Genomic DNA, 26,818 nt, shown 5'->3' with positions numbered 1-26,818 from the left:
GACATGATATACTTAATCACAATGAAACCAATCAATTAGGAGTTTATGATGAAATATATTTATCAACTGATTCTCGTATCTATGTTGTTCATGATTGGTGCGCCCACGACGGTTATGGCCGAAACAGAACCGGTAGTGATTCACGAGAACATCATTGTCGAAGAAGAGGTAGAGATTCACGAAGGATTTCAATCACCCAATGAGATGGTGTATGTCTTCGTATTAATCGTGTTATTATCTGTCGTTGGTTTAGGAATCATGAACACGATCGAATAACGTGAAAACGTTCACAAAAACGCAATAAGTCGTTTGGTAACGGTTACAAACGTTGCTTTATACTTATATGTGTAGGAAGGAAGTTCTGCACCAACTTTCTGTCCTCCTTTTCAAATGAACACCCCTCGTTCATATCATGTATTGGAGTCAACCGATGTCATCGATTGACTCCCTTTTTTGTCTATCTAAAATCGAATACGTTTTTCTTTTGCTAATCGTTTTAATCGTTTTGTTTCATCCGTATGGCCATGGCTCTCTAAGAAATCGACGTAGACACGGAACGGTTCGGAACGATGTGAAAAGAAAGGGATATACTCTGAAAATAGCTTCTGTTCGGCTTCTTGTAAGTTACCTTCGGCGACGAGGAGGCGGAGCTCTAACATTTTAAGAGCTTGATAGTTTTCAAGTGCGGTATCTTCTGTCTGGGATTTTTCCAACATCCGCTCACACAGTTTGAGAATGCGTACGTGAAGAATCTTTCTCGTGTTGGCTTGGCTGTGTTCAATCGGCAAGGTTGATAGTAAGTCGATTCGTGTGGAATCCACGTCTTTTGGCACGTGGAGGGCAGTATATAAAGCGCGGTCAATCCAGACGGTATCAATGGGTGCGTCTAGTTGGTAGTAGTGGATGAGTTTTTGGAGCATCGTGACTTGTGAGATTTTCAATAGGCGAAACGGGTCGCTCGTTGAAAAGAGAGGTTCTTCTCCGGCTGACGTTGACAGAAGATAAAACATCTCTTCATACATCGTGCGTGCCTCAGTATATTCTTCGGCATAGTGGGCTAAATCACGGATGATTTTTTTGGCGTGGATATACCAATTTTTTTGATCACGGTCGGACATGACTTGATTGGGACGAATATATAAATGTTCATATGCTGAATCGACAAAACGTTCAGCTAACGTAATCGTTTGTGAGAGCGAATGACGCTCTTCCGAATGTTTTTTTTCTTTATAGCGTGTGAACTGGCTGATCATAAAATCAAAGTCTTGATCATCAATCACATCTTTTGGAGTATGACGATACATCTCGACCAATAAATCACGTAACGTCGCCTCACCATATTGCTCCAACAGCATGCGTAATTTTCCGATGCGCATCAGCTCTCCTCCTTTCATTAAAACTTGTTGTATGCATCTCTGATTTGGGCAGACACCAATTATTATTCCTTTCCCGGATTTCATCTGAAACAATCATATGGTCTCATGCTTAAGACGGATTTTCCTTAGAAACGTTGTCAGATCAATGCGGGTTCGGGATAATAGAGAAAAATTGATAAAGTTGAGGATTGAAAATATGAAAGATGATCAACGTTTATCGCGTGTAGAACGTAGAAAGCGCGAACTCGAACAACAAGAACTCGAAGCGTCTCGTTTGAATGATGAGCAATCATCGGACGAGCGACCGAATATAAATGAAGTTTCCGAACGAAATCGACAACACGAAGGAACATCTCCTCAATCGGAGCATCCTTTCTTAAACGAAAAATCGTCAGAGTCGTCGAAACCAAATCAGGGAACATCGAAAAACCGACGAAAACGGATGCCTCGAATGCTGTCATTCTCAAAACCAAAGCGCAAAACGTCTCGTCCGAAGTCAAATCATGCGGCGCAGCAATCGAGACCATCTAATCCGTCAAAACCATCAAAACGTGAAGTCGATCAATCAGCAAAACCAACAAATAAACGAAAGCGTAAATGGAAAGGGAAAGTGGCCGTTTTTCTCATTTTGATGTTACTTGTTGGAGGATATGTGGCGACTTCCCCGTTCACGTTCCTCATTATGGGAAGTGACGCACGGGTGGGGGAATCCCTCTCGGGGTCCCGCACAGATTCTCTACAATTGATGGAATTTGTCCCTCGTTCACGTACTGTTCAAAACGTGTCGATTCCACGCGATACGTATACGGCCATTCCATGTGAGCCAGACCGGGATGGCGATAAAATCACCCATGCTTTCGCTTATGGTGGTGCAACGTGTACGGTAGGTGCTGTTGAAGGACTGACCGATGCGTCGGTTGACGGACAAGTCGTGATCACATTTGAGTCGTTCATGGAATTGATTGATTTGATTGGTGGTGTCAATGTGACGGCAACACACTCGTTTAGTGAGAAAGGGTTTAACCAGACGTATGAGTATACGGAAGGTGTCTCTTACGCGATGGATGGAGACATGGCACTTGCCTATGCGAGACACCGTAAGTCGGATACGGACGGTGCCCGTTCGAATCGTCAAACCGAAGTTATGACAGCCGTCGCAGAAAAATTGGCTAGTCCTTCGGGCTGGACGAAGATTCCGGCAACGTATCGTTTCATGAAAGAGGAAATGGGTCTTGAGATGAATGTCTTACAAATGGCATCTGTCGGTCTGACGATGATCTCGAACCCGGACGTGAATAAGATGCAAGTTGAAGGACAAGATGCCTATATCAACAACGTCTATTACTATGAACCGTTAGAAGAGAGTGTGCAATCCATTCGGGATGCCCTCGATTTATCGATGTGGGGAACGGTCAGATAATTTTAAGAAAAGGGTTTGATTCTGACTTGAAAGAGGAATTTTAAACAAATGAACTACTCTTTTGAGGAGGGAAATTTGAATGAAAGTATTAGTCATTGGAGCAACAGGAAAGATCGGGAAACGTGTATTGAAAAGTCTAGCGAAGACCCATCAAGTGACCGCTTTAATTCGTTATCCTGAACTACAAGCAGAGTACGAGAAAATGGGTGCGCGCGTATTGACGGTTGATGTCGAGAAAGAACTTGAGAAAAAAGTTCATGAGGCGACAAGTGGACAAGATGCAGTCATCATTGCGGCGACTGCTGGCGCAGACGGATCGAGTACCGAAATTGAACTGCTCGACCGAAACGTCGCGATGAACGCGATTGATGCTGCTAAAAAAGAACGAGTACGTCACGTCGTCTTGCTCAGTGCATATGGCGCGGACCAACCGAATGCCGCACCAAAGGAACTCTTTAACTTTCTGTCAGCCAACAATGCCGCCGACGAATACATCGAACATAGCGGTTTGAACTATACGATCATTTGCCCAGTGACCATTGTCGATGAACCGAGTAAAGGTTCCATCGAAGCATCTGAAGACTTGAACGATGCGGACGGTGCGACGATTTCCGAGACAGATGTCGCGACTGTCATCTCTGCATCTCTTGACAACCGTGGACTATACGGTCGCCGAATCGAAATCAAGTCGGGTAGTACGCCGATTAATGAAGCGCTTGATTTTGAAGGCCGTGGAGAAGTGGCGAACGGAGGTAGAACGACGTTACGCCGACCACAACGATCATAACGAGTTGAGGAGAAGATGACATGGAACGAAAATTGTATAAAGATCAGAATAATAAAATGATTGCCGGAGTCTGTTCGGGGCTCGGGAACTATTTAGGAGTGGACGTCACAATCATGCGTGTTCTGTTTGTGGCAATGGCACTCTTAGGTGGTCCAGGGCTTCTGATTTATATCGTTCTGGCCATCATCATGAAAAAGCCGCCATCAGAATATGAGGCGGAACAAGAAGATCGTTTTTAACGAAATCAAGCAATCCGACAGTCATGTCGGATTGCTTTTATTTTTCGATGTATAAGGTGTAGCTTGCTTCGAACGTCTCGTTTGGGGCAAGGAGCTGAATTCCTTCTTTGTGTAGAAAATCTTTTCGGTGTCCTTTATAATCTGCGTGACCGAACCACGGTTCAAGACAAACGAATGGAGCATCCTTATGGGGTGGTGACCAAATGCCAAAGTGAGTAAATGAAGGGCTTTCCATCACGATTGCCGTGCCTGACGGCTGATGACGTAGTGCAGCGTACTCCACATTTTCGAAAATCAATGCATCGTCGTCAAATAGGGAACGGGTAAGCGGGATGTATTGCCGATCACCTAGTGGTTGATAGGCCCCTGTCAAATACGGTCCCTCTAATAGATAGCGGTCAAGTGTACGTACTTCTCCGAAGTCGATCGTATAGTCCTCGAACGCACCACCCTTGAAAGGGATGTTGAATGCGGGATGACCACCGATACTGAACGGTAACACGGTTTCGCCCGGGTTATGGACACGATAGGTGACAATGACTTCTTCTCCTACAAGTTGATACGATACGTTCAGAGTAAACGGGAAAGGGTAATGTTGACGTGATTCAGGCGTATCTCTCAAGGTGAAACGAGCGGAAGTTTCAGTCGATGATTCGATGTCGAAAATCGCATCACGAGCAAAGCCGTGTTGACTCATCGTATACGTGTTGCCTTCATATACATATTGATCATCCAATAATCGCCCGACAATCGGGAAAAGAATAGGGGCTTGTCGTCCCCAGTACGTCGGATCACCTTGCCATAAGTATTCCGTTTCGGCTACTTTCCAACTAGTCATCTCAGCACCCTGTGCTTTTAACGTAATCTGAACATTTTTGTTTTGAAGTTGCACAATACATACGCTCCTTTACGGTTTGTGATAAGTTAAGTGTAGAAATCTTAAGTAAAACAAACAAGGGGTAAATGATGCGCTTACAAAGAATCGTAATCGGAACGCTCATCCTTCTATTGATTGCTGGGCTTGCCTACAAGGGCTACGAAGAATATATGATGACACAAAAGAAAGAAGAGGCGGTTCCAATCGTCCAAAATGAATCGGTATTAGGAGGGCTCGAAGTGGGGCAACAAGCTCCGGAATTCACCTTGAATACGCTAGAGGGGGAGAGTCTGACCCTTTCACAGTTCCAAGGACAGCCGGTAGTCATTAATTTTTGGGCTTCTTGGTGCCCGCCTTGTCGAGATGAGTTCCCTGAACTGGTTTCGTTTGAAGAAGCGACAGGCATTCCGGTTCTCGGTGTGAATGTCACCAAAAATGAACGACGAGGAAAAGCGGACGTCGAGGCTTTTTTACAGGAGTACCCGGTTGATTTTCCAATCTTGTTAGATGAAGAAGCGGTCGTAGAGCAACAGTATCGTGTCGTCGCGCTACCGACAACGTACGTGTTAGATGAACAAGGAGTCATTGTAGCGAAGCAGACAGGTCCCGTCGACGAAGCGTGGATTCAGCAACAGATTGAAAAGACGTCAATGTGATATTTCAAAAAAGCTGAACGATCTGCCCTTAATGGGAGGGCAGATCGTTCAGCTTTTATAGTGTTGCTTGATCAATGCATCAAAATTTGGGGTCATATCTTCTTCAAGATAATAATGATGATTGTCTCGAATGATTGTATCACCAACACGTGCTTCGGAAGGTAAGAATCGTCTAGGAATGAAACTTGAGCCGTTATTCCATCTCAATACGGCATATTTTCCCTCGATTCGCACCAATGTACCGTACTTAATCATGCCTCTTCCTCCTCGACGAGCAGCTTCTGTCTCTTTTTATCCTTACATCATGTATTCCCACATTCCACAAAAGCTACACATTTTTACGAGTGTCTGTCCAATCGGATAAGGGAAGTTATTCCAAGAAACACAAGAGGATAAATTTGATAAATGTGAAGGAAGTTTGAAGAAAACGCTTTCTTTTTTTAAAATGGTCTTCTATAATGAAAGCACGGGGTGATTATGACGAAACTGTGAACAATGGGGGGATGGTCATGTTTTCTTCTGCAATGATTGGGTTACTCGCTCTGACGGGAGTAACGATCTATGGGGTTGACCGTATGTTCACGGTCCGCTCAGAACGCGTCACAAAGAAATAGGTCTACATAGGGGGAAATCGCAACGTCTTGGGGAGACGTTGCGATTTTTTAATAGTCTTGTTGACGAGACCGGCGATCGGTCTCTTTTTGTTCCACCATTTTTCGATTACGTTCATGGACACGGTCGAAAAAAGAATGTTCTGGCCACATAGGAGACCAGTGGCGCTCTTCGGGAAGTGCTAAGATGTATTCTTCTGCCGCACTCAAACGTTCAATCATTTGGCTACGATTGTCGCATAGGTCACCATGTCCAGGCACGAACCATTGAACTTCATGTTCATAAATGAGAGTTTGCAACGTTTGTAATGTTTCGAGATATGCGGTCGGATCATGCTCGATAAAAGGTGGCTCGATATTCGAACCGTAATCTCCGCATACGAGTAGGTGCATCGGCTCGATTAGAACAGATAGGTGAGTTGCATCATGACCCGGTGTCGAGATGAACGTAACGGGTAACGATCCAAGTAGAAGTGTCTGATTCGATTGGACCACGATATCGATATCAGGCTTTTGAATCGGGCGATCGATGTAGTGCTGTTCATAGAACTCGCGAATCTCATCGAGCTGATCGGACGAGTCGGCATCTACAAATGCCTGTGAGGCAATCGTTGTCGCATCCTTAAAACCATAAGCCCCAATAATATGGTCGAAATGATGATGGGTGAAGATGACGTAAAGTGGGCGATCATCGCGTCTTAGCTCGATATCCCGACGAATCGTGGCAATTTCCTCAGGAAGCCACGTGGGGTCAATCAAAAGAATGGCGTCTGGTGTATCGATCAAGGTGGATGTCGTTCGCATCAATGCACTTTCATAAATCGTGAATGATTGAAGTTTCGCTTGAATCAAAAGAGTTCCTCCTCATCTGATTAGAGTCATTCACTCTTTTCCCCAAAACAATCAATGGAACAACAAAAAAGCAGAAAGTCAGAAGACTTTCTGCTTTTGCAAGGTCTCAACCGTGCATTGTATGTGTGCGAGAGGTTCTCGCGTATATGTCGATATTGGAGCGGGTGAAGAGAATCGAACTCTCGTCATCAGCTTGGAAGGCTGAGGTTTTACCATTAAACTACACCCGCATGAAGAAAAAATATGGAGCGGGTGAAGGGAATCGAACCCTCGTCATCAGCTTGGAAGGCTGAGGTTTTACCATTAAACTACACCCGCGTTACGTCTTAACGTTACTTTGATATAATAGCATATCAGATTCTATTTGCAAACCCTTTTTTAAAAAACTTTTTAGGTTGCAGAATCCTATCCACAACGAAGATAATAGAAAAAAGGGGAGAAATCAAATATGAGTGAACGAAAATCATATTTACAACTGATGGGCGAAGGATTTCGAATGTTGAAGCAGTCCAAACAAACGGATCAAACAGTGTCTCTTCGAAGCTGGACGTTCTCGATTCATCACGATAATGAATGGTATGTCGTGTTACGTTCGAATCGGGTCAAGTGGGTCGGATTGCCGAGTCATACATTTGATATTGCTCTTGATTCGATTCAAATTGGGAATCTTCGAATCGTACGTCACCCTGAATGGAACGAAGTACGTTTGACAATCGATGAAGAATGGGGATTGGAAAATAAGGTTGTTTGTGACAACCTAGAATGGGAAACATTCGTCGATGCGCTCAAACAAGTGAAGGGGGAGTAAGCGTGAGTGAAGAGAGGTTGTATCGAATGGAAGCGGAAGCACGAGGGAGTGCTTGGCGGGCCCGGGTTCTAACAGGAATTCAGCGATTTCGATTTTACAAAGGCGAATTGCTCGCACCATCGAACCGGCCGTATGTCGTCTTGAGCATTTCGCAAGATGAAGGGTCTTTACCTGATCTGATTGAAACCGATATGGGCATCCTCTTGATTCATGAGCGAGTCAGTCCAATCTTTATGAATGTCTGTCCATATGACGTTCAGCTCGTCCGTGTCGAGCTTCATACAAGTACAGGGAAGACTGATCGGTATTGCGCGCTTAATGTGCTCCGACGCTTTGAAATCGAATACCTCGAACACTCGAACGAATTTCGCCCGTTGAGTACGGATCGATTCTATTTTCTATCCAATCAAACGGTTCGAATGAACTTATTTGGACATATGATTGCCCAAGATGTAAATAGCCAACGTCTGTATGTGACCGAACGACTAAAATATGCACTACAAGCAAAAATGGTCACAGGACTGGCATTTAAGCAAGTAAAGGAGAAAACAGCATGAAAGAGTATGAAATTGATGGGTGGTTCCGCCTGACGTATCCGGAACATTACGAATACAGTGAAGAAGAAGACTACGTGAGCTTCTATTCAACAGAAGAGGATGCGCAAGGAACGCTTCAAATCTCCATCTATGAGTCTGAGGATTCACAAGAACCAAGAGAAGCCGTCTTACGCGAGTTAAACACCTTTTTAGGAGAGTTCCCGATTGACGTAAAAATTGCGCCAAGCGTGACTGACGAGACGGGTGACATGACGACGGCTTATGCAAGCGGGATCGAAGACGGGATGCATCTAGATGTGTGGTCGTTGACGGACGGAAAACGTCTCTTGTTCTTGACGTATGTCGCCGATCAAGTGACGAATGAAAAAATGGAGATTGAATCCATCATCGACTCAGTCGAATGGACATAAAATGAGACACGACGCCAAGTTAGAGGCGCGTGTCTCATTTTTCATGTCTAGTTATCTTATTTGTTTCATCCACATGAGTATGTCTGACCATACTTGTTCCCGATCCGCTTCACGCAAAATTTCATGTCTGGCATCGTCATATGTCGCAACGGACAGTTCGACGTCCGCATTGCGATATTTTTCGATGATTCCGTTCAACCCTTCCCCATCATGAATGACAGGGTCGTCCATCCCGGCAACGAGCAACATCGGAAGAGACTTCGGATGCTCATGAATGCGTGCGACGGTCGTGACATCAAGTGAGGCACGGGTCACTTCATGTAAAAATCCGAGTGAGGGAAGCCCCCCACAATTCGAATCATCGATGTACGAATCAACTTCCTCGGGGACGCTTGATAGCCAGTCACTATCCGTTCGAGCAGGCAAAAACTTAAGGTTGTAGCGCCCGAACAAAAGGCGTTCAAAGAAACGTGATTGATGCGTGGCACCTTTACGTTTCATGACGGAAGCGATTAAACGATGCCCGACTTCGCCTGCAACCCCAGGATGTGGGGGAGGCGCGACGACAATCACTCCAGCCAAGGCATGCCCCATGATTTGACCAAGTCGACGAACGAGCAGAGAACCGAAACTGTGACCTAATACATAAGCAGGGCGTTCATCCTCGTAGCGGTTAATCAGATATTGAGCATCCTCGACAAGTTGCAAAAAGCCCTCGCCCGGAGAGAGGTGTCCATAAGTCTGTTGTTCGTGGGCGCTTGAACCGGCCCCTCGTAAGTCGCATATGAACACATCATATCCATTTTCTGTTAGAAAACGAGCGAACTCAATATATCTTTCATGATGCTCAAGCATTCCGTGAAAGATGAATATTTTTCCAATGGACTGTTCTGCTCGAATTTCCATTACTTCTGTCTGATATCCGTCTGGATACGTCAACTCCGAAAGAACCATGTGTCATCCTCCTATTAGAAAAGTCCGATTGCTTTTCCAGATTCATCAATGCCCATGTTGAGGGCAGCCGGATGTTTCGGTAAGCCCGGCATCGTTAAAACGTTTCCTGTGAGAGCAACGAGGAAACCTGCTCCTACTGATGGTTTTAATTCGCGTACCGTAATGGTGAATCCTTGTTGATAACCGAATTTGGAAGGGTCGTCCGATAGAGAAAACGGTGTCTTCGCCATACAAATCGGTAGGTCTGTCCAACCTTTCTGTTCAATCTCAAGCATTTGTTTTTTAGCTTTTGCTGTAAACAAGACATCGGCTGCACCATATACTTCCCGGGCAATCGTTTTAATCTTTTGTTCAATCGAATCGGTCAATTCGTAAAGTGGTGATAGTTTACTTTCGTTTGACTCAACCGCATCAATGACAGCTTCAGCGAGTTGTTGCCCACCGAGTCCGCCGTTCGCCCATACTTCGCTCAGTGAAGCACGAATCTCATGTGCTGTGCACCAGTCAAGTACCGCTGCAATCTCTTCTTCGGTATCTGAATTGAAACGATTTAAGGCAACGACGGTCGGAAGACCGAGTTTTTTCATCGTGTCGATATGTTTCGCAAGTAGTTTCATTCCTTTACCGACTGCACCGACATTCTCAATATGGAGCTGGTCTTTCGCCACGCCGCCATGCATCTTCAAAGCACGAACGGTCGCAACGAGTACAACTGCATCTGGATTTAACTCCCCGACACGAGACTTGATATGACAGAACTTTTCAGCCCCGAGATCGGCTCCAAACCCGGCTTCTGTCACAACGTATTCTCCTAGTTTTAATGCTGTTTTTGTCGCAATGAGCGAGTTGCAGCCGTGGGCGATATTCGCGAACGGCCCCCCATGGACGAGGGCAGGGGTTTGTTCAATCGTCTGAACTAAATTTGGCTTGAACGCTTCTTTCAACAACAATGTTGCAGCCCCAGCAGCGCCGATTTGTTCAGCAGTGATTGGTTCTTGTTGGTGATCATAAGCAACGACGATTCGCTTAATCCGATCTTCAAGGTCTTTTAAAGAGTCTGCGAGACAAAGGATCGCCATAATTTCAGAGGCGACAGTAATATCGAATCCTTCTTCACGTGGTACGCCATGAGCGGGGCCGCCAAGACCAACAGTGACGTGACGAAGGGCGCGGTCGTTCAAATCGAGGACACGTTTCCAAACAATCCGACGAACATCGATGCCGAGGTCGTTTCCTTGGTGAAGGTGATTGTCGATCATGGCGCTGATCGTATTATGAGCTGACGTGATGGCATGCATGTCTCCTGTGAAGTGGAGGTTGATGTCTTCCATCGGAAGGACCTGACTGAAACCACCGCCAGCCGCTCCGCCTTTTAAGCCCATTGTCGGTCCGAGTGAAGGTTCACGGAGACAGACGATTGCCTGTTTATTCAATTGGTTTAAGGCCTGGCCGAGTCCGACCGTTACCGTCGACTTTCCTTCTCCGGCTGGCGTTGGATTGATGGCTGTAACAAGCACGAGTTTTCCATCTTTTTTTGTCTTCAGACGATCGAGGACATCGTAAGAAAGTTTGGCTTTATATTTTCCATAAAGATCAAGATCGTCTTCTTGAAGTCCGATTTTTGCTGCAATCTCTTTAATGGGCAATGTTTTAGCTTGTTGCGCGATGGTTAGATCGGATAATGGTTTGGTTGTTGTCATAGGAAAGTACCTCCGTTTTCGAACGATGTGTATTTATATGTCGTTTAATATTCGGTTTTAACGTTTTTGAGTACGAAAGGAATCGATTGATATCCAACCCGTTCGTAATATCATTGATTTTATCATAACTCATCAGATCGTGAAATTCATTCATTCCGTTCAATATTTTCCACCCTTTCCGTCAAATGTATCCGTTTTCATAAAAGGTTCTTCAGGATACATTGATAGTGGAGGCGATACACATGACTGAAACTTCGAAACGGATGAAACGAAGACGAAATTGGAAGAAACCAGCGAGTTTTGTAGCATTTGTCGGACCTGCTTTTCTAGCGTTCGTCGCCATCGTTCTCATTCCGTTCTTCAATGGGATCTACTATAGTTTTACGGATTGGAACGGTGTGACTGGAGAATTGAATTTTATTGGATTTGATAATTATCAGCGATTATTCTTTGAAGATGAGCAGTTCCGCGCTTCATTTTGGATTACGACAAAGTACACAATCATCTCTGTCTTACTGACGAACATCGTTGGATTCTCATTAGCATTGCTGTTGACGATGAACATTAAAACACGAAATTTCTTGCGTACGATTTTCTTCATGCCGAACTTGATTGGTGGGTTGATTCTCGGATTCATTTGGCAGTTCATTTATGTAAAAGGCTTTGCATCAATCGGAGCGTTGACGGGTTGGAGTTTATTTGAACTACCATGGCTCGGGGATGCGCAAACAGCATTCTGGGGAATCGTGATCGTCGCGATCTGGCAAGGAGGCGGTTATGTCATGGTCATCTACATCGCAGCGTTACAAAATGTACCGACGGATTTGATGGAGGCGGCTCGGATTGACGGAGCCAACCGCTTCAAAATGTTTCGTCACATCACGTTGCCGATGATTATGCCGTCCATCACCATCTGTTTATTCTTGACGATTTCTTGGTCGTTCAAAGTGTTTGATACGAACTTATCACTCACAAACGGCGGACCGTTCAAATCAACGGAGATGTTAGCCTTAAATATTTATACGGAATCTTTTGTGAATAATAACTATGGTCTTGGGTCAGCGAAAGCGGTCATCTTCTTCTTGGTCGTGGCTGCGATTACGGTGACACAAGTGTACGTGACGAAGAAACGGGAGGTGGAAGCATGACAACTGAGAAATTGGAACATGTCGAGAGAAACGTAGAGAAGACACCAAAGCGTGTTCCGCAGCGTCCACTTCGCTCGGGGGCATATTCTTTGAACCTTGGAATCATTGAGCTTGTCGCCATCTTGCTTGGACTTCTCTATTTGGTCCCGTTCTATTACGTTGTCGCCAATTCGTTCAAATCGATGGCTGAAATCTTTACGAACACATCGGCGTTGCCGAGTGAGTGGTTGACGTCAAACTATACGGAAGCATGGGAAGCGATGAATTATGGCCGTGTGTTTTTAAACTCACTTCTCATTACAGTCGGAGCGAATGCAATCATCGTCATCTTCACATCGATGGCAGCGTGGAAACTTGTTCGGACAAAGCATTGGATTTCCACGATGATTTTCTTCTTATTCGTGGCGGCGATGGTCATCCCGTTCCAATCCATCATGATCCCGCTTGTGAAAGTCTCAAGCATTCTAGGGTTACTTAACAGTCATTGGGGACTGATGGTCATGTATCTCGGATTTGGTTCAGGAATCTCTGTGTTCCTATACCACGGATTCATGAAATCGATTCCGGAAGAGATTGAAGAAGCCGCAATCATCGATGGTTGTTCAACATGGGGCGTCTTTTGGCGCATTGTCTTCCCATTACTCAAACCGATCACGGTGACGATCGTCATCTTGAATAGCCTATGGATTTGGAACGACTTCTTATTGCCATCACTTGTTCTCCGTGATGTGGAGTTGCGGACGATCCCGCTCGCGACGTTCTATTTCTTTGGGCAGTACACGAAGCAATGGGATCTTGCGTTAGCTGGTTTAGTATTAGGAATCGTTCCACTTTTAGTCTTTTTCTTCGGTATGCAAAAACATATCATCAAAGGGATTACAAGTGGCTCGATTAAATAACCCTCCCAAGGGAATCCTCCGTTCGCTACACGGAGGATTAATTTTTTTTGAAAAAAGTCGTTGACATTAGTCTGAATATTTATAATAATGAACTCAATTCAATTGTGAACGACGTCGAAAGGACGAGTACACGAAGGTAGTGAGTCAAGCGATCCGGGGGTGGTGTGAGCCCGGTCTTAACCCTTCGTCGAAAAACTTCCTGGAGTCGCTACCCGAACGCTTTGCCAGTAGACGTAGCCGGACCGCTCCCCGTTATCGGAGTTACGAGATGATTGTCTCGAAAAAGTGAGTAGATTCGTCTACTAATTTGGGTGGCACCGCGGAACCGAAGTCTTCCGTCCCATGTTCAATGGGAATGGAGGGCTTTTTTTCATGGCTTCATTTTCAAATATTCCACAATTGGAGGAAACGGAAAATGACAACAGCAACAAGCACGATGAAGGAAAGACAGCAGACAATCGCAGCAGTAAAGGCACTCTTCGAGGAGAAGGTCTCACGTGAACTCGGACTCACGCAAGTACAGGCACCGCTATTCGTTGAATCGGCAAGTGGTGTCAACGACCATTTAAACGGCGTGGAGCGCATCATTCAGTTCGATACAATGTACCCAGGACATGAACTTGAAATCGTTCAATCGCTTGCGAAATGGAAACGTGAGGCACTCGGACGTTATGGATTCGGAGTCGGAGAAGGGTTATACACGCAAATGCGCGCCATTCGCCGTGATGAAGAACTCGATGCGACACACTCTCTCTTCGTCGATCAGTGGGACTGGGAGCGAGTCATCGCTCGAGAAGAACGGACGATGGAATATTTAAAAGCAACGGTCGAGTCGATCTATGCGGCACTCCGTGAAACAGAATCGGAAGTGGAAACAACGTATGGCATTGAAGCGATTCTTTCGGAAGCCATCCATTTCATCACGAGTCAAGAGTTAGAGGACGCATATCCGACGATGACACCGAAAGAACGTGAGAGTGCCATCTGTAAAGAACATGGCGCCGTCTTTATCTCGCAAATTGGTGACCTTCTCGCATCTGGCATGAAGCACGATGGACGTGCGGCTGATTATGACGACTGGTCACTCAACGGTGACATTCTTGTCTGGCATCCAGAACTCGAGTCGGCATTTGAATTGTCATCGATGGGGATCCGGGTAGATGAAACGGCTCTTGACGCACAGCTGAAAAAAGCGGATGCGGACGAGAAACGGGCATATCCATTCCACCAAGGTGTTCTCGAAGGAACGCTTCCGCTGACGATTGGCGGAGGAATCGGTCAATCACGTGTGGCGATGTATCTCTTGCGTGCGCGTCATATCGGGGAAGTACAAACGTCGGTCTGGCCACAAGAAGTGATTCAGTCGTGTGAAAAAGCTGGCATCAGCTTGTTGTAATATAATATGAAGAAACACGGAACAGGACTCCAAACGTGAGTCCTGTTTTTCTGTGCAACATTTTCCACCCTATTCGTCAAATTTGACACCTACATTATGGAAGCGTTTTCATTTAAAGTTGATTTTGTAAAGAATGGATCAGGTTAAGGGAGGAAATGAAATGAAACGGAAGTGGAAATTGTCGACTGCAGTCATGACAGCTGGAATGGTACTATCATTAGCAGCTTGTGGAGGAGGATCTCTTACAGACGAAGGGTCTTCTGAAGGAAGTGCGGATAGCGGTGATAAAAAAGACGTTACGTTAAATGTCTTTCAGTTCAAAGCGGAGATCGCCAAAGATCTTGAAGCAATGGCGAAAGAGTATGAAGAAGAGACTGGCGTCAAAGTGACCGTTCAAACGGTCGGTGGCGGTGCGGACTATGGTGCGGCCCTCAAGTCTCAATTCGCTTCAGGCAACGAACCGGACATCTTCAACAACGGTGGCTTCACAGAAGCACAAACGTGGAAAGACAAACTCGAAGACTTATCGAGCGAGAAATGGGTCGGTGATTTGACGGAAGTCGCCAAAGAGCCGATGACGATGGATGGTAAACTTTACGGAATGCCGATGAACCTTGAAGGATACGGTTTTATTTATAACAAGGCACTGTTTGAAAAGGCCGGCATCGATGAGTTACCAAAAACGCTTTCTGAATTGACAGCAGCGGCAGAAAAATTAGAGAAGGCGGGGATCACACCATTCTCTGTTGGTTATGCAGAGTTTTGGATTTTAGGCATTCATCTCTTAAATATTCCGATGGCGCAGCAAGACGATCCGGACGCGTTCATTCAAGCATTGAACGAAAATAAAGCGAAATTTGAAGACAACGAACAGTTCCAAGAATTTTTGAAGCTGTTTGATTTGACGATCAAATACGGGAATAAGAATCCATTGACGACAGACTATAATACACAAGTCACACAGTTCGCCCAAGGAGAGACAGCGATGCTCCAACAAGGGAACTGGGCACAACAGATGATTCTCGATGTGAATCCGGATATGGAGATGGGCTTCGTTCCAATCCCAATCAACGATGATGCCGAGAAAATGGACCGCCTACCGGTTGGTGTCCCGAACAACTGGGTCGTCAACAAGAACTCGAAGTATAAAGAAGAAGCAAAAGATTTCTTAGAATGGATGGCGACATCTGATACTGGGAAAGACTATATGGTCAACAAGTTCAAGTTTATTCCTGCATTCAAGTCGATTGAAGCGAACGACCTCGGACCGCTCGCGGATGACATCCTCGCATACTCGAATGAAGGAAAGACCATCTCGTGGAACTGGTTCAAGTACCCGGATGGTGCGGTGAATGAATACGGTGCCCTCATGCAGGCATATGTCGGTGGACAAAAAACAGGTGAAGAGATGCTACAAGACTTCACGAAAGTATGGCAAGACAAAGTGAAATAAGCGACGCACAGACGGTGAAACGACCCCTTCACTGTCTGTGTTTTTTTTATGAAGAAACTGTCACAAGAATCCCATATAAACCACACACATACCCACGGGGGTTTCAGTAGAATAAGTGATGTAAGCGGTTGAGAGAAGGAGGGGGCATGAAACGATTACTAGTAGGGATTCTATTTATGTGTTGGGTGCCGCATGTGAATGCGGAAGAAACGCTGACTCCATTGACCGAACCAATCGTCATCGAATCAAACGAAGTATTTGATGGGGCTGGAAAAACATATACGAGTTGTGGACATCCGGCGTTCATTCTTCGAGGAACGGGTGCTCTTCTTGAACGTGTATCGGTTCAACAGTGCGAGAGTGATCGTGTACCCGCCGTTCAAGTATCGGGTCTCGGACACCAACTAATCGATGTGTCCATCGAATCCTCGGGCACTGGACTATTGATTAAGAATGGTTACGGCGTACGTGTCATTCGAACATCAATTCAAGGAAATGGACAGGCAGATGGGGTCGTTCTTCTCAATAGCGAAGCGTCAGAGCTTAGAGGAGTCGTCGCAAAAGAAGTGCGAGACGGGATATACATAGAAAATGGATTTCAGCACACGATTGTGCGACCAGTCGTCTCGCATTCACGTTATGGCATTCACTTGATGTTTCCGACTGACGTTATGATTTCTGTACCTGAACTTCATCATAACCTGACGGGTGCGATGATTATGGGTACGAATCGAGTCACTTTTCAAAATGGAAATGTGCATGATCAAGTCGGTGGAACGGCGACGGGACTGATGTTATATGAAGCCATCGATACAACAATTGAGAAGACGAGTATTTATGGGAATCATATCGGTTTATATGCGGAGCAGTCGACTGGGACGACACTCGAACAGAATGCAATTAATGGAAATGACATTGGCTTTCAATTGAAGCAAGCAAGAGGGATGATGATTCTCCAAAATAATCTATTGGGGAATCGAGAACCCGTAACGATGGTCGAGTCATCTGAAAACATCGTGCAAGGAAATGTGTGGGGTGACATAACCCTTGACCTGAATGGCGACGGCTATAGTGAGGTTCCATTTCGCACAGACCCATATTTATTCTTATTGACAGATTCATATGAGGCATTCGAATTATTGTATGGGTCACCTGGTCTTCTTTTACTAAAAAGTATATTAAGGAGCCCGAAAGACGTATCGTTGACAGATGTTTCACCACAAACTTATTCTCCGATGTGGAAATGGAACGGTTCGGTCTGGAATGTAGGAAGTATTTTATTGCTCATGATCATTTGGAGATTTGGGAGGAAACGACATGAAATCGTATAAACAAGTAGCAGGACTATTATCAGTAGCAGGATTATCGTTAGCACTTGGTGCATGTTCAAGTGCGTCGGCAGAACCGTTTGAAATCAAATGGGGCGAAACGGAATGCGAAGTGTGTAAGATGAAAATCATGGATGAGCAGTTCGCAGCGGAAGCAATCATGGAGAATGAAAAAGGATATGCGTTCGATGATATTGGATGCTTGATGCGTGATTGGTATCCAGAACAAAAAGAAGACGATATTGCAGCCATGTATGTGAAAGATTTCAATACAAAAGATTGGGTCGAATTAGACGAAGCGATGTTTGTTTACGACAAAGAGTCGAAAACACCGATGGCTTACAATATTCTATCGTTCGCAAAAGAGGCGGACGCGGAAGCGTATATGGAAGAGAACGGCGGCAAGATGATGAACTTCGATCAATTGAAAGATCATACATGGGAACGTGGCGAGATGAACATGATGATGGATGGCGAAGGCTCGATGGACGGAATGAATCAAGATAGCGAGATGGACATGGAGATGGATACGGAAGAAGAAGGGCAGTAACCGATGTCTCTATGGAGGATGGAATGGGCACGCAGCCTTCGAAAGCGAGAGAACTATGCCTTTCTCCTGACGTGGATTCTCACACTCGTTCTACTTGGAGGACTTGGACAAGCACTACCGATTGCTGCCGACTATACGAACATAAGCGCAACGTTGATCACGGTGCTCGGTCTATTGCTTCCGCTTTTCATCTTACTGACCACGGCAATCCATTGGGGACAAGAACAAGAATCGAAACGACTAAGTTTGCTTTCGACATTCACGTATCCAAAGTGGAAATTCATTTTCATCCGCTTCAGTTCGTTTTTGGTTACACAAGTACTTGTTCTATTATTGGCATTCTTCATCGCGTCACTCGTTGTCGGTCAATCGTTTACAACGTGGTTCATCTTATTTGTCTACGCGACCGGATTAACAATATATGCGACGGCACTCGGTACGTTAATCGGACTATTCGGTCGTACAAGGATCCGAGCGATGTTACTCGCCTTTTTAATGTGGGTCGTCCTCGTACTATTATGGCCGACGATTCTTGTGGCGATGATTTCCTGGCTTCCTTATGGCATGCAGATGAATGGAATGATCCTTGCACTGTTTGTGAATGGATTTGATTTGATGCGCATTTGGGCCAGTACAACAGTATCATCTCCAGACGTGTTTGGAGAGGTGTATCTTAACTGGTTAAATTGGATGAATCGCCCGATTGGATCCATCGTCGTCTGGGCTATCTTGATGGCGATGAGTAGTGTCTTGTTGTGGTTTGCTTCGAAAGTGGCTTGGAGGAAAACATCATGATTCACTGTATAGACGTAGGAAAAAAATATGGCGATACGTGGTCGCTCCATCCGATTCGTGAAGAGATTACCTCAGGGAGAATTATTGCTTTATGCGGGAGTAATGGGGCGGGGAAATCGACGCTTTTAAATCTGATGAATGGAACGATTGAACCAAGTACCGGCGTCATTCAGTTGAATGGCTTCACGACAACTGAACGAATGAAATACAATCAAAGCTTTGGTTATATGCCAGACGACTTCTCATTTGACGATACATGGACGGTTGAAGAGACGTTCGCCTATTACGCGATCTTGCAAGGCGCACGTCCGACTCCTGAAGTTCTAAAACGGGTCGGATTATATGAACATAAGCGCAAGAAAATCACCGAACTATCCAAAGGAATGCGACAACGTCTCCTCTTGGCACAAGCGCTCGTCAATGAGGCGGCCATCCTTTTATTAGATGAACCGACGAACGGTCTAGACCCGATCTGGGTGCGAATGCTTCAAGATTTACTACGTGAAGAGGCGGAGCGAGGGACGACCATTGTATTTTCAACTCATCAATTAGATGTTGCCGCTATGTTGTCAGATGAAGTCTGGATGATGAGAGCGGGTTCTATTTGTGGGAAGGTGCATGTCGATGACGAACAAGCCGCGTATGAACGTCTAAGAGAATTCTTTTTCGAATCAGAAGATGACACTTGTCAAATGGACGTGGCTCGCACAAAATAATAGACAGTTGAAGTGGTGCTCGGAACCTTCCGACGCCACTATTTTTTTGGGGAGATGGAACGGATGAGAAAAAATGTGACGGTTGCTCTCTTATTGGCAACCTTTTTAGCGGCGATCGAAGGGACGGTCGTATCAGTTGCGACGCCTGTCATTGCCAGTGAGTTGAACGGGGCGACGCTCGTCAGCTGGGTATTTGCTGCCTTCTTACTATTTACAGCAGTATCAACACCGATTTATGGAAAAGTAGCAGATTTATTCGGGCGAAAGCGTGTCCTCTTATTTGGAATCGGATTGTTCACGCTATCCTCACTCTTATGTGGGTTAGCCACGTCGATGGAACAGCTGATCGTTTTTCGGGCGCTACAAGGTCTAGGGGCCGGTGCCGTCCTTCCGATTTCGATGACGATTATCGGAGACCTATATAAATACGAGGAGCGCGGAAAGATTCAAGGGATTTTAAGTGCCGTATGGGGTGTGTCGGGTGTGCTCGGTCCGGTCATCGGAGGCTTTTTAGTCGAAACGTTATCTTGGCGCTACGTCTTTTTATTGAACGTACCATTTGCGTTACTCTCGTTTATCATGATCATCATCTTCTATAAAGAGAAAGTCGCTGAGACGACTGAACGAATCGACTTGAAAGGAGCGCTCTTGTTCGCAGGTGGGACGACAGCATTCTTATACGCCCTGATCACATTCAGTGAAACGAATGAATGGACGACGACCATTGTTGCCAGTGGGGTATTCAGTATCATCTTATTGGTTGGTTTCTTCGTATCTGAACGAAAAGCAAAATCTCCGTTATTGCCGTTTGAATTACTCAAGCAACCAACGATTGCTGCCATCAACGGCTCGGTCTTTTTTGCGGCGTGGGTGCTCGTCTCCATGTCCGCTTACATTCCAATTTGGGCACAAGCTGTGTTGGGAAAATCGGCGACAGAGGCTGGATTCATGTTGATGCCACTTTCGGTCGCGTGGACGTTCACGTCGATTATCGGGGGGCGTTCACTCGGAGTGGCTTCTCCGAGACGACGCGCCTTGATCGGGATGGGATTGCTCATCATCGGGACGCTGACGTTAACACTGTTATCCCAGTCGAGTTCAGACGTATGGGTGTATGGGGCAGTGGCGCTAATCGGTGTCGGATTTGGATTGTCTCAACCGATGTTTATCGTCGTCCTGCAAACTGTCGTCTCTTATCAACAGCGTGGAACGGCGACGGCGACCAACTCATTTTTAAGCACGGTTGGTCAAACGCTCGGTGTAGCGGTGTTCGGAGCAGTCTTTAACTTTGTTGTTCTTAACGACTTTAAAGAGAGCAGCGCGTTATCTCAAGTTTCGTTAGAAGACTTCTTCAATCAGAGCGTCACGGAGACGTTGAACGCTTCGGTTCGACTTCAAGGAGAACAAATCATTGCGACCGGATTGAACAGCATCTTTATCGGAGCGATGGTCGCCGCAATCATCGCGTTCGTCATCGCGTCCCGCTTGCCGGCTCGCCCACCGGAACCTTCACAACGCTCTTGAAACAAGGGTATGATGAAGGAAAGGGAGGCGAACCGACATGAAACGTCAAATTGGGATTGTGACACTGTTGTTTCTGATGGGATGTACGCCGGAATCGACGAACGAAGGAACAGAACCACCTACTTTAGAAGAGACACGTAGTGAGTCAGAGACTGATCGTGAGACGAGTACGACGGAAGAGTCGAATCTTGAGATTGGAGAAGTGACCGCCATTGCCGAGAACTTGTCCATCCCGTGGTCACTCGCTCGAACAGAGGAGGGGTGGCTCGTATCCGAACGCGGTGGTACCATCACCGTGATTGACAGTTCGGGTCGCGCAACCCGACAAGACGTGAACTTCAAGGAAAGTGTATTCGAGATTGGTGAAGGAGGGCTCCTTGGCCTTGCGTTAAGCGAAGATTTTGAATCGAGCGGAATCCTTTACGCGTATCACACGTATGGATCGTCTGGAAGAAATGTTCAAAATCGTGTGGTCGAGTTGACGTGGGATGGAGAACGCTTTGAAGAGACGGACGTCTTGCTTGACGAGATTCCAGGTGCACGTTTCCACAACGGAGGTCGCCTATTGCTGGACGGTGAGCATCTTTGGGTGACGACGGGAGATGCGCTCGTGCCTGAACTCGCACAAGACGAATCATCATTAGCCGGAAAGATTCTACGAATCCCATTATCGGGTGAAGGTAAACCGACCGACTGGATCTATTCGCTCGGTCACCGCAATCCTCAAGGATTGAGTCAAATTGATGAAGTTCTTTATGCGAGCGAACACGGGGCGAGCGGACATGACGAGGTAAACGTGATAGAAGAAGGAAACAATTATGGATGGCCGATCATTGAGGCGAATCAGGAACAAGATGGCCTTGTCACACCGTGGTTTGAAGTAGGCGAGACGTCTTGGGCACCTTCTGGTATCGCGACAGATGAACAGTACGTCTATATGGCGACACTTCGGAACGAGCGGCTTGTTGCCATCGACCGGGAAACGAAACAAGTGACGACGATTGTCGAAGATGTAGGTCGGATTCGTGATGTGTGGTTAGAAGATGACACCTTGTATTTTATTTCGAACAATACGGACGGACGAGGCAACCCACAACCTCAAGACGATCAACTTTATCAAGTAACGATTCGCTAGAAACTGACGACTTTGTCAGTTTCTATTTTTTTCGTTGTTTCTTCTGGAAGTAACGGTATAATTAAACATGTATTTTGGAAAAAGAAGGAGAAAATAGATGAATCATTCAAACTTGGTACATAAACGAGAAAAACTATACTTCTCACTATTAGTTGCAGCAAGCGTGCTCATGTTAATCCTCGGGATCGTGCTGACAGTAGCCTCATTCGGTCTCTTTTTATGGATCATCGGTACAATCGTATCGCTCTCGCTCTTTACTCACTGGATTCAAATCGGGTACATTCGGACGAACGGTGTCAAAGTGACGGCTCGTCAGTTTACAGAACTTCATGAGATGGTTCAACGCGTCGGGGCAGATATGGGCATCCGCTTGTTGCCAGATGTGTATATTTTACAAGCGGGTGGTGTATTAAACGCTTTTGCCACACGTTTCTTCCAGAAGAACATGGTCATTCTGTATTCGGATGTCGTGGAATTAACACGGACGGGACAGACGAAAGAAGTGGAGTTTGTCATCGCACACGAGCTGGCACACATTCGTCGTAACCATGTCCAAAAGCAGTGGGTCGTCTTGCTCGGTAGTATCATTCCTTTCTTAGGTTCTGCCTATTCACGTGCTTGTGAATATACGTGTGACCGGATGGCTGCTCATTACATTCAAGATTTCGGGGCGACGAAGCGTGCGTTAACGGTTCTTGCAATCGGGGGACCGCTCGCGAAAGAAGTGAATGAGTTCGACTATATGTACGAAGCAAGTCGAGAGAACGGGTTTATCGCGAAGTATAGTGAGTTGTTGTCGACGCATCCAACGTTACCGAAGCGAATCGCATCGATTGCAACAGCTGCAGGTGAAGAAAACATTCCGGTATTCAAGACGGCTGGATATGTGAAAGCTTCTATCATTTCGATGGTACTGTTGACGGTCATCGGGAATGGAGTCATTATCGCTTTTCTAGTTATGAGCGACGATTTGACGGAGATTGTATCTGCGGCGATGAGTGAGGACCTTGCAGATGATTGGGCGTTGGAATGGGAAGAACCAATCCAAGAATTGACGTATAATAATGCGAGCTATGAAGAGATCGAAGCAGAATTACAAAATGGTGCTGACGTGAATATTCAAGACGAGTATGGCGAAACGCCACTTCACAACTTGTTCTACAATGATGAGGTGGATTCGGAGATCGTTCAATTATTATTAGACAACGGAGCTGACGTCACGATTGAGAATGAAAGCGGGATGACGCCAATCGATACAGCAAAAGAGTGGGGACACGGTCCTCAAGTCATTGAATTAATGGAAGCATATGAATAAAAGAAATTTCCTCGTTTCAAAAGAGACGAGGGAATTTTTTTGTGGTTTTTTGCAAACGTTTGCATAGAGCGTGATATACTGTTTGGGTAGGAGGGATATCGGTGAATAGCATACGGACAAAGTTAACGGGGATGATTGCGTTGACCATCATTGTACCGGTCATATTAGCGACGATTGTTTCATTTTGGTACGTGCAAGATCGGGAGCGTGAACGTGGTCTTGAGATGACCGAATGGTCGCTCGAGCGGGGGACACGTCAGATGGAACGCTATATCTCTGATTTGAGTCGATTGCCAACGAGTTTATACGCTGATCGTGACGTGTTAGACATTTTGGAATATGGACCGGGACTTTCGTTAAGAGAAACGGAGATTGAAGTGCGGCGCGCGCTACTCGCGATGTATCTGTCCCGAGAAGACGTGGCGCAAATTCAGCTGTTAATGCTCGAAGATATGGATTCGTTTGCGGCTTATAAAATGAAAGTGTCACCACGATCGAAAAAAGAGCCGAGCGTCGTCCAACAACAGCTCTTGGATAATCCGAAAAGTCGTGTCTTATTGGAAGCATCCCATCCACTTGTTGCTTATCATGATTTTGGACCGATCATGACACAAGAAGACGTCGTGACGCTTCATTTCAGGCTCGACAAGATTGAAACGGATGAACCACTTGCTATTCTTTCGCTCGATATCCCTGAAAATCTATTCATCGGGCAGCTGGCTTCTTTACAGAATAGTCCGGATGAGAGTTTATGGTTCGTCGGTGAAGACAACCGTGTGTTTGCCCATCTCGGTGAGGGAGAAATTCCGTCTTCATTTCAGCCAAGATCCATCTCGACCGATGGGAAACATCATCAAATCACGAAAACATTCGAATTCGATCATCAGCAGTTTTATGTCGGTAAATCGATTCCAGATGAACTCCTGACCGAACCGGCTTCACGAACGTCATTCATCATCTTGCTTGTCGGGATGGTCTCGCTCATTTTGGCACTGATCGGAGCGACCTATGCTTCGATGAAATTGACGACACCGATCAAGACGTTGACCTCGAACATTTGGCGAATCGAGCAAGGGGACATGACCGTCTCATTTGATTCCCTCGGAAATGATGAGTTCGGCGTACTCGGAAGACAGTTCAAGCGAATGATTGAACGGATCGATGATTTGATTCAACGAGAGTATAAGCTCGCTTTAGAGAATCGGACGAACGAGCTTCGTACACTTCAGGCGCAAACCAATCCACATTTCTTATTTAACACGTTACAGTCGATCGGAACATTGGCATTGAAGGGAGATGGCAAGACGGTCTATCGATTGATCACGCAACTGTCTTCGATGATGCGGTATACGATGCATCCAGAAGAGTCGATGGTGACATTGAAACGAGAGATCGAGCATTTGAACTCATACATTCGTCTTCAAGACGTACGATTTCCAAATCAGTTTCAAGTGACCGTCTCAGTTCCTGAAGACCTCTATGAACTGATTGTTCCAAAAATGATTTTGCAGCCGTTGGCAGAGAACTTTTTCAAGCATGGGTTCGAGCGGGACGGCTCTGCTTTAGCGAATCGGTTTGATGTGACGGCCTGGATGGACGGCACGTCACTCGTGATTCGTTGTGAGAACAGTGGTCGTTCGCTGACGACCGAGGAATGGGAACGAGTCATGTCACGGATTGAACAAAGTGATTCGACATTTTATGACACGGAAGGCACAGGATTACGAAACATTCGCGATCGACTCATGTTAAACTATAATCGGGAGGCAGAATTTATGTTGGCTACACCTGAAACAGGCGGTTTTCGAATTATGATGCGTTTCCCGGCTTCTTCTGAGGGGGTGGCGTCATGACGAAAGTGTTGATTGTAGATGATGAATCTCCGGTAAGGGAAGCGGTGAAATTACTCGGTGAATGGGAACGGTTCGGTGTGACGACGGTTCTTGAAGCAACAGATGGGCGTGAAGCACAGGCGCTCATCGAACAAGAACGTCCAGCGCTCATCTTATCCGATATTCAAATGCCCCATTGTGATGGGATCGAGCTGATGGAGTGGGTACACGACCATGCTTCATTTTCTAAGCTTGTTGTGCTGACAGGATACGATGAATATTCGTATATGCGACGGGCCATCCAGTATGGGAGCTTTGATTATTTGTTAAAACCGATCGACCCGGATGTATTGAATGATACGTTGGCACGCGCGTTAGGGGACGTGGTGGATCGATCGAGTGAAGACCCGATTTCTCAGATTGGAACGTTCATTGAACAGCATTTTTCGGAAGAACTGAGTTTGCAAGGGATGAGCGAACGATTTTACTTAAGTCGAGAGTACATCTCGCGACGTTTTAAACAACAATATGGCGTGAATTTGTCTGAATACGTATTGACGATTCGGATGAACGAAGCGAAGCGCCTGTTAGAGACGAGTAGACAGCGTATCTATGAAGTCGCCCAAGCAGTCGGCTTTTCGGACGATAAGTATTTCCGGAAGGTCTTTAAAAAACAAGTCGGTGTTACTCCGAACGAATTTCGGGAAAAGGTTCAACGACAAGCTTAAAGGAGGAATTCAAACATGAGTGTACACATTGGAGCTCAAGAAGGACAAATTGCAGAAACGGTATTACTTCCAGGGGATCCGCTTCGCGCCAAGTATATCGCGGAGACGTTTTTAGAAGACGTTGAATTATATAATGAAGTTCGTGGTATGTACGGCTTCACAGGTACGTACAAAGGAAAACGCATCTCGGTCCAAGGAACGGGGATGGGTGTGCCTTCGATGTCGATTTACGTGAATGAACTCATCATGTCGTACGGTGCAAAAAACTTGATCCGTGTCGGAACTGCCGGCGGAATTCAAGAAGACGTCAAAGTGCGTGATGTCGTCATCGCCATGAGCGCATCAAGTGAGATGGGTCAAAACCGTGTCCGCTTCAACGGAATGGACTATGCACCAACAGCGACGTTCGACCTCCTACATCGTGCATATATGAATGCAGAGAAAGCCGGAATTCCGGTCAAAGTGGGACAAATCTTCACAGCAGACCAATTCTATCAAGATGACTTCCACCACTTCAAGAAGTGGGCAGACTTCGGTTGCCTCGCAATCGAGATGGAAGCAGCGGGTCTTTACACGCTTGCGGCGAAACATAAAGTAAACGCGTTGACAATCCTCACGATCTCTGACCACTTGTTGACAGGTGAAGAGACGACTTCAGAAGAGCGTCAGACGACGTTTGATGAAATGATTCGTGTCGCTCTCGATACAGCGGTTGAAGTGACGAACTAAACAGTTTTCCCTACAGTCTTTGG

At 45.9% G+C, this 26,818-nt stretch carries 28 protein-coding genes, 2 tRNA genes and 1 other annotated feature; of the genes, 22 read left to right on the top strand and 8 right to left on the bottom strand.

The annotated features are described in order from the left end of the window. Positions 1-48 precede the first annotated feature (48 nt). Positions 49-276, top strand: a complete 228-nt coding sequence (locus LCM29_RS13165; RefSeq protein WP_214785729.1) for a hypothetical protein — start codon at positions 49-51, stop codon at positions 274-276. 185 nt (positions 277-461) lie between these two features. Here the strand turns inward: LCM29_RS13165 and LCM29_RS13160 are convergent, their stop codons facing one another. Continuing rightward, a complete protein-coding gene (locus LCM29_RS13160; RefSeq protein WP_224863326.1) occupies positions 462-1,376 on the bottom strand; it encodes a hypothetical protein in 915 nt (304 codons plus the stop codon). 196 nt (positions 1,377-1,572) lie between these two features. On the opposite strand from LCM29_RS13160, the gene LCM29_RS13155 reads away from it, so the two are divergent. The 3 genes from LCM29_RS13155 to LCM29_RS13145 all read left to right on the top strand — a co-directional run bounded on the left by LCM29_RS13155 (position 1,573) and on the right by LCM29_RS13145 (position 3,822). Beyond that, on the top strand, positions 1,573-2,796 hold the full coding sequence (locus LCM29_RS13155; protein ID WP_224863324.1) for an LCP family protein: 1,224 nt from the start codon (positions 1,573-1,575) through the stop codon (positions 2,794-2,796). Between the two features lie 79 nt (positions 2,797-2,875). After that, positions 2,876-3,583 (top strand): NAD(P)-binding oxidoreductase, encoded by a 708-nt coding sequence (locus LCM29_RS13150; RefSeq protein ID WP_074033026.1) that lies wholly within the window; start codon positions 2,876-2,878, stop codon positions 3,581-3,583. A 20-nt stretch (positions 3,584-3,603) separates the two neighbouring features. Then, positions 3,604-3,822 (top strand): PspC domain-containing protein, encoded by a 219-nt coding sequence (locus tag LCM29_RS13145; RefSeq protein ID WP_074033027.1) that lies wholly within the window; start codon positions 3,604-3,606, stop codon positions 3,820-3,822. A gap of 37 nt (positions 3,823-3,859) precedes the next feature. On the opposite strand, the gene LCM29_RS13140 is transcribed toward LCM29_RS13145, so the two are convergent. After that, entirely contained in the window at positions 3,860-4,714 is an 855-nt protein-coding gene (locus LCM29_RS13140) for an aldose 1-epimerase family protein (protein WP_224863323.1), read from the bottom strand. A 74-nt stretch (positions 4,715-4,788) separates the two neighbouring features. Here LCM29_RS13140 and LCM29_RS13135 point away from each other — a divergent pair, with 74 nt between their 5' ends. Beyond that, positions 4,789-5,355 (top strand): TlpA family protein disulfide reductase, encoded by a 567-nt coding sequence (locus tag LCM29_RS13135; protein ID WP_224863322.1) that lies wholly within the window; start codon positions 4,789-4,791, stop codon positions 5,353-5,355. A 48-nt stretch (positions 5,356-5,403) separates the two neighbouring features. Here LCM29_RS13135 and LCM29_RS13130 read toward each other — a convergent pair whose 3' ends face one another. The 4 genes from LCM29_RS13130 to LCM29_RS13115 all read right to left on the bottom strand — a co-directional run bounded on the left by LCM29_RS13130 (position 5,404) and on the right by LCM29_RS13115 (position 7,136). After that, entirely contained in the window at positions 5,404-5,610 is a 207-nt protein-coding gene (locus tag LCM29_RS13130) for a DUF3006 domain-containing protein (protein ID WP_015880796.1), read from the bottom strand. A gap of 407 nt (positions 5,611-6,017) precedes the next feature. Beyond that, complete coding sequence (locus LCM29_RS13125) at positions 6,018-6,818, bottom strand: MBL fold metallo-hydrolase (protein ID WP_224863321.1); 801 nt, start codon at positions 6,816-6,818, stop codon at positions 6,018-6,020. 156 nt (positions 6,819-6,974) lie between these two features. Beyond that, positions 6,975-7,048: transfer RNA gene (locus tag LCM29_RS13120), tRNA-Gly, on the bottom strand. Positions 7,049-7,062: 14 nt separating this feature from the next. Then, a tRNA-Gly gene (locus tag LCM29_RS13115) sits at positions 7,063-7,136 on the bottom strand. Between the two features lie 130 nt (positions 7,137-7,266). Between LCM29_RS13115 and LCM29_RS13110 the strand changes: the two genes are divergently transcribed. The 3 genes from LCM29_RS13110 to LCM29_RS13100 are packed head-to-tail and all read left to right on the top strand — an operon-like array spanning position 7,267 to position 8,593. After that, complete coding sequence (locus tag LCM29_RS13110; protein WP_224863320.1) at positions 7,267-7,626, top strand: hypothetical protein; 360 nt, start codon at positions 7,267-7,269, stop codon at positions 7,624-7,626. A 2-nt stretch (positions 7,627-7,628) separates the two neighbouring features. Continuing rightward, positions 7,629-8,183 carry a hypothetical protein gene (locus tag LCM29_RS13105; protein WP_224863319.1) on the top strand — a complete coding sequence of 185 codons (555 nt, stop codon included), beginning with the start codon at positions 7,629-7,631 and terminating at the stop codon, positions 8,181-8,183. After that, the gene (locus LCM29_RS13100) at positions 8,180-8,593 is read left to right on the top strand and encodes a DUF3805 domain-containing protein (RefSeq protein WP_224863318.1); all 414 of its coding nucleotides are present in this window, start codon (positions 8,180-8,182) and stop codon (positions 8,591-8,593) included. Before LCM29_RS13105 ends, LCM29_RS13100 begins: the two co-directional genes overlap by 4 nt. A 51-nt stretch (positions 8,594-8,644) precedes the next feature. On the opposite strand, the gene LCM29_RS13095 is transcribed toward LCM29_RS13100, so the two are convergent. Both LCM29_RS13095 and LCM29_RS13090 read right to left on the bottom strand, forming a co-directional pair. Then, positions 8,645-9,547, bottom strand: a complete 903-nt coding sequence (locus LCM29_RS13095; RefSeq protein ID WP_224863317.1) for an alpha/beta fold hydrolase — start codon at positions 9,545-9,547, stop codon at positions 8,645-8,647. A gap of 14 nt (positions 9,548-9,561) precedes the next feature. Next, positions 9,562-11,247, bottom strand: coding sequence for a formate--tetrahydrofolate ligase (locus tag LCM29_RS13090; RefSeq protein WP_224863315.1), 1,686 nt, complete (start codon positions 11,245-11,247; stop codon positions 9,562-9,564). 242 nt (positions 11,248-11,489) lie between these two features. Between LCM29_RS13090 and LCM29_RS13085 the strand changes: the two genes are divergently transcribed. The 14 genes from LCM29_RS13085 (at position 11,490) to deoD (ending at position 26,795) form a co-directional block, all read left to right on the top strand. Further along, positions 11,490-12,395: a carbohydrate ABC transporter permease gene (locus LCM29_RS13085; protein ID WP_412093990.1), complete on the top strand. Its 906-nt coding sequence runs from the start codon at positions 11,490-11,492 to the stop codon at positions 12,393-12,395. After that, on the top strand, positions 12,392-13,294 hold the full coding sequence (locus tag LCM29_RS13080) for a carbohydrate ABC transporter permease (RefSeq protein WP_224863313.1): 903 nt from the start codon (positions 12,392-12,394) through the stop codon (positions 13,292-13,294). The genes LCM29_RS13085 and LCM29_RS13080 overlap by 4 nt, the downstream gene beginning before the upstream one ends. A 105-nt stretch (positions 13,295-13,399) precedes the next feature. Continuing rightward, positions 13,400-13,640 (top strand) — a binding site (T-box leader). A 69-nt stretch (positions 13,641-13,709) separates the two neighbouring features. Continuing rightward, positions 13,710-14,690: an aspartate--ammonia ligase gene (gene asnA / locus LCM29_RS13075; RefSeq protein WP_224863311.1), complete on the top strand. Its 981-nt coding sequence runs from the start codon at positions 13,710-13,712 to the stop codon at positions 14,688-14,690. A gap of 160 nt (positions 14,691-14,850) precedes the next feature. Next, positions 14,851-16,143, top strand: coding sequence for an ABC transporter substrate-binding protein (locus tag LCM29_RS13070; RefSeq protein WP_214785719.1), 1,293 nt, complete (start codon positions 14,851-14,853; stop codon positions 16,141-16,143). 146 nt (positions 16,144-16,289) lie between these two features. Next, positions 16,290-17,474 carry a NosD domain-containing protein gene (locus LCM29_RS13065; RefSeq protein WP_224863308.1) on the top strand — a complete coding sequence of 395 codons (1,185 nt, stop codon included), beginning with the start codon at positions 16,290-16,292 and terminating at the stop codon, positions 17,472-17,474. After that, positions 17,461-18,021 (top strand): nitrous oxide reductase accessory protein NosL, encoded by a 561-nt coding sequence (locus tag LCM29_RS13060; protein WP_224863306.1) that lies wholly within the window; start codon positions 17,461-17,463, stop codon positions 18,019-18,021. Before LCM29_RS13065 ends, LCM29_RS13060 begins: the two co-directional genes overlap by 14 nt. Positions 18,022-18,039: 18 nt before the next feature. Further along, entirely contained in the window at positions 18,040-18,816 is a 777-nt protein-coding gene (locus tag LCM29_RS13055) for a hypothetical protein (RefSeq protein ID WP_224863303.1), read from the top strand. After that, positions 18,813-19,532, top strand: coding sequence for an ABC transporter ATP-binding protein (locus LCM29_RS13050; protein WP_224863301.1), 720 nt, complete (start codon positions 18,813-18,815; stop codon positions 19,530-19,532). Before LCM29_RS13055 ends, LCM29_RS13050 begins: the two co-directional genes overlap by 4 nt. Positions 19,533-19,595: 63 nt before the next feature. After that, a complete protein-coding gene (locus LCM29_RS13045; protein WP_214876513.1) occupies positions 19,596-21,056 on the top strand; it encodes an MDR family MFS transporter in 1,461 nt (486 codons plus the stop codon). Positions 21,057-21,093: 37 nt separating this feature from the next. Continuing rightward, entirely contained in the window at positions 21,094-22,191 is a 1,098-nt protein-coding gene (locus LCM29_RS13040; protein WP_224863299.1) for a PQQ-dependent sugar dehydrogenase, read from the top strand. Positions 22,192-22,288: 97 nt separating this feature from the next. Continuing rightward, positions 22,289-23,506, top strand: coding sequence for a M48 family metallopeptidase (locus tag LCM29_RS13035; protein ID WP_224863297.1), 1,218 nt, complete (start codon positions 22,289-22,291; stop codon positions 23,504-23,506). 101 nt (positions 23,507-23,607) lie between these two features. Continuing rightward, positions 23,608-25,359 carry a sensor histidine kinase gene (locus LCM29_RS13030; RefSeq protein WP_224863294.1) on the top strand — a complete coding sequence of 584 codons (1,752 nt, stop codon included), beginning with the start codon at positions 23,608-23,610 and terminating at the stop codon, positions 25,357-25,359. Then, positions 25,356-26,066 (top strand): response regulator, encoded by a 711-nt coding sequence (locus tag LCM29_RS13025; RefSeq protein ID WP_214696432.1) that lies wholly within the window; start codon positions 25,356-25,358, stop codon positions 26,064-26,066. Before LCM29_RS13030 ends, LCM29_RS13025 begins: the two co-directional genes overlap by 4 nt. A gap of 15 nt (positions 26,067-26,081) precedes the next feature. Next, positions 26,082-26,795: a purine-nucleoside phosphorylase gene (deoD, locus tag LCM29_RS13020; RefSeq protein ID WP_074033044.1), complete on the top strand. Its 714-nt coding sequence runs from the start codon at positions 26,082-26,084 to the stop codon at positions 26,793-26,795. The last annotated feature ends 23 nt before the right edge of the window (positions 26,796-26,818 follow it).

Source organism: Exiguobacterium aestuarii (assembly GCF_020171655.1).
GTDB classification, from domain to species: Bacteria; Bacillota; Bacilli; order Exiguobacteriales; family Exiguobacteriaceae; genus Exiguobacterium; species Exiguobacterium aestuarii_A.
This window is presented reverse-complemented; position numbering and strand designations above follow the sequence as displayed.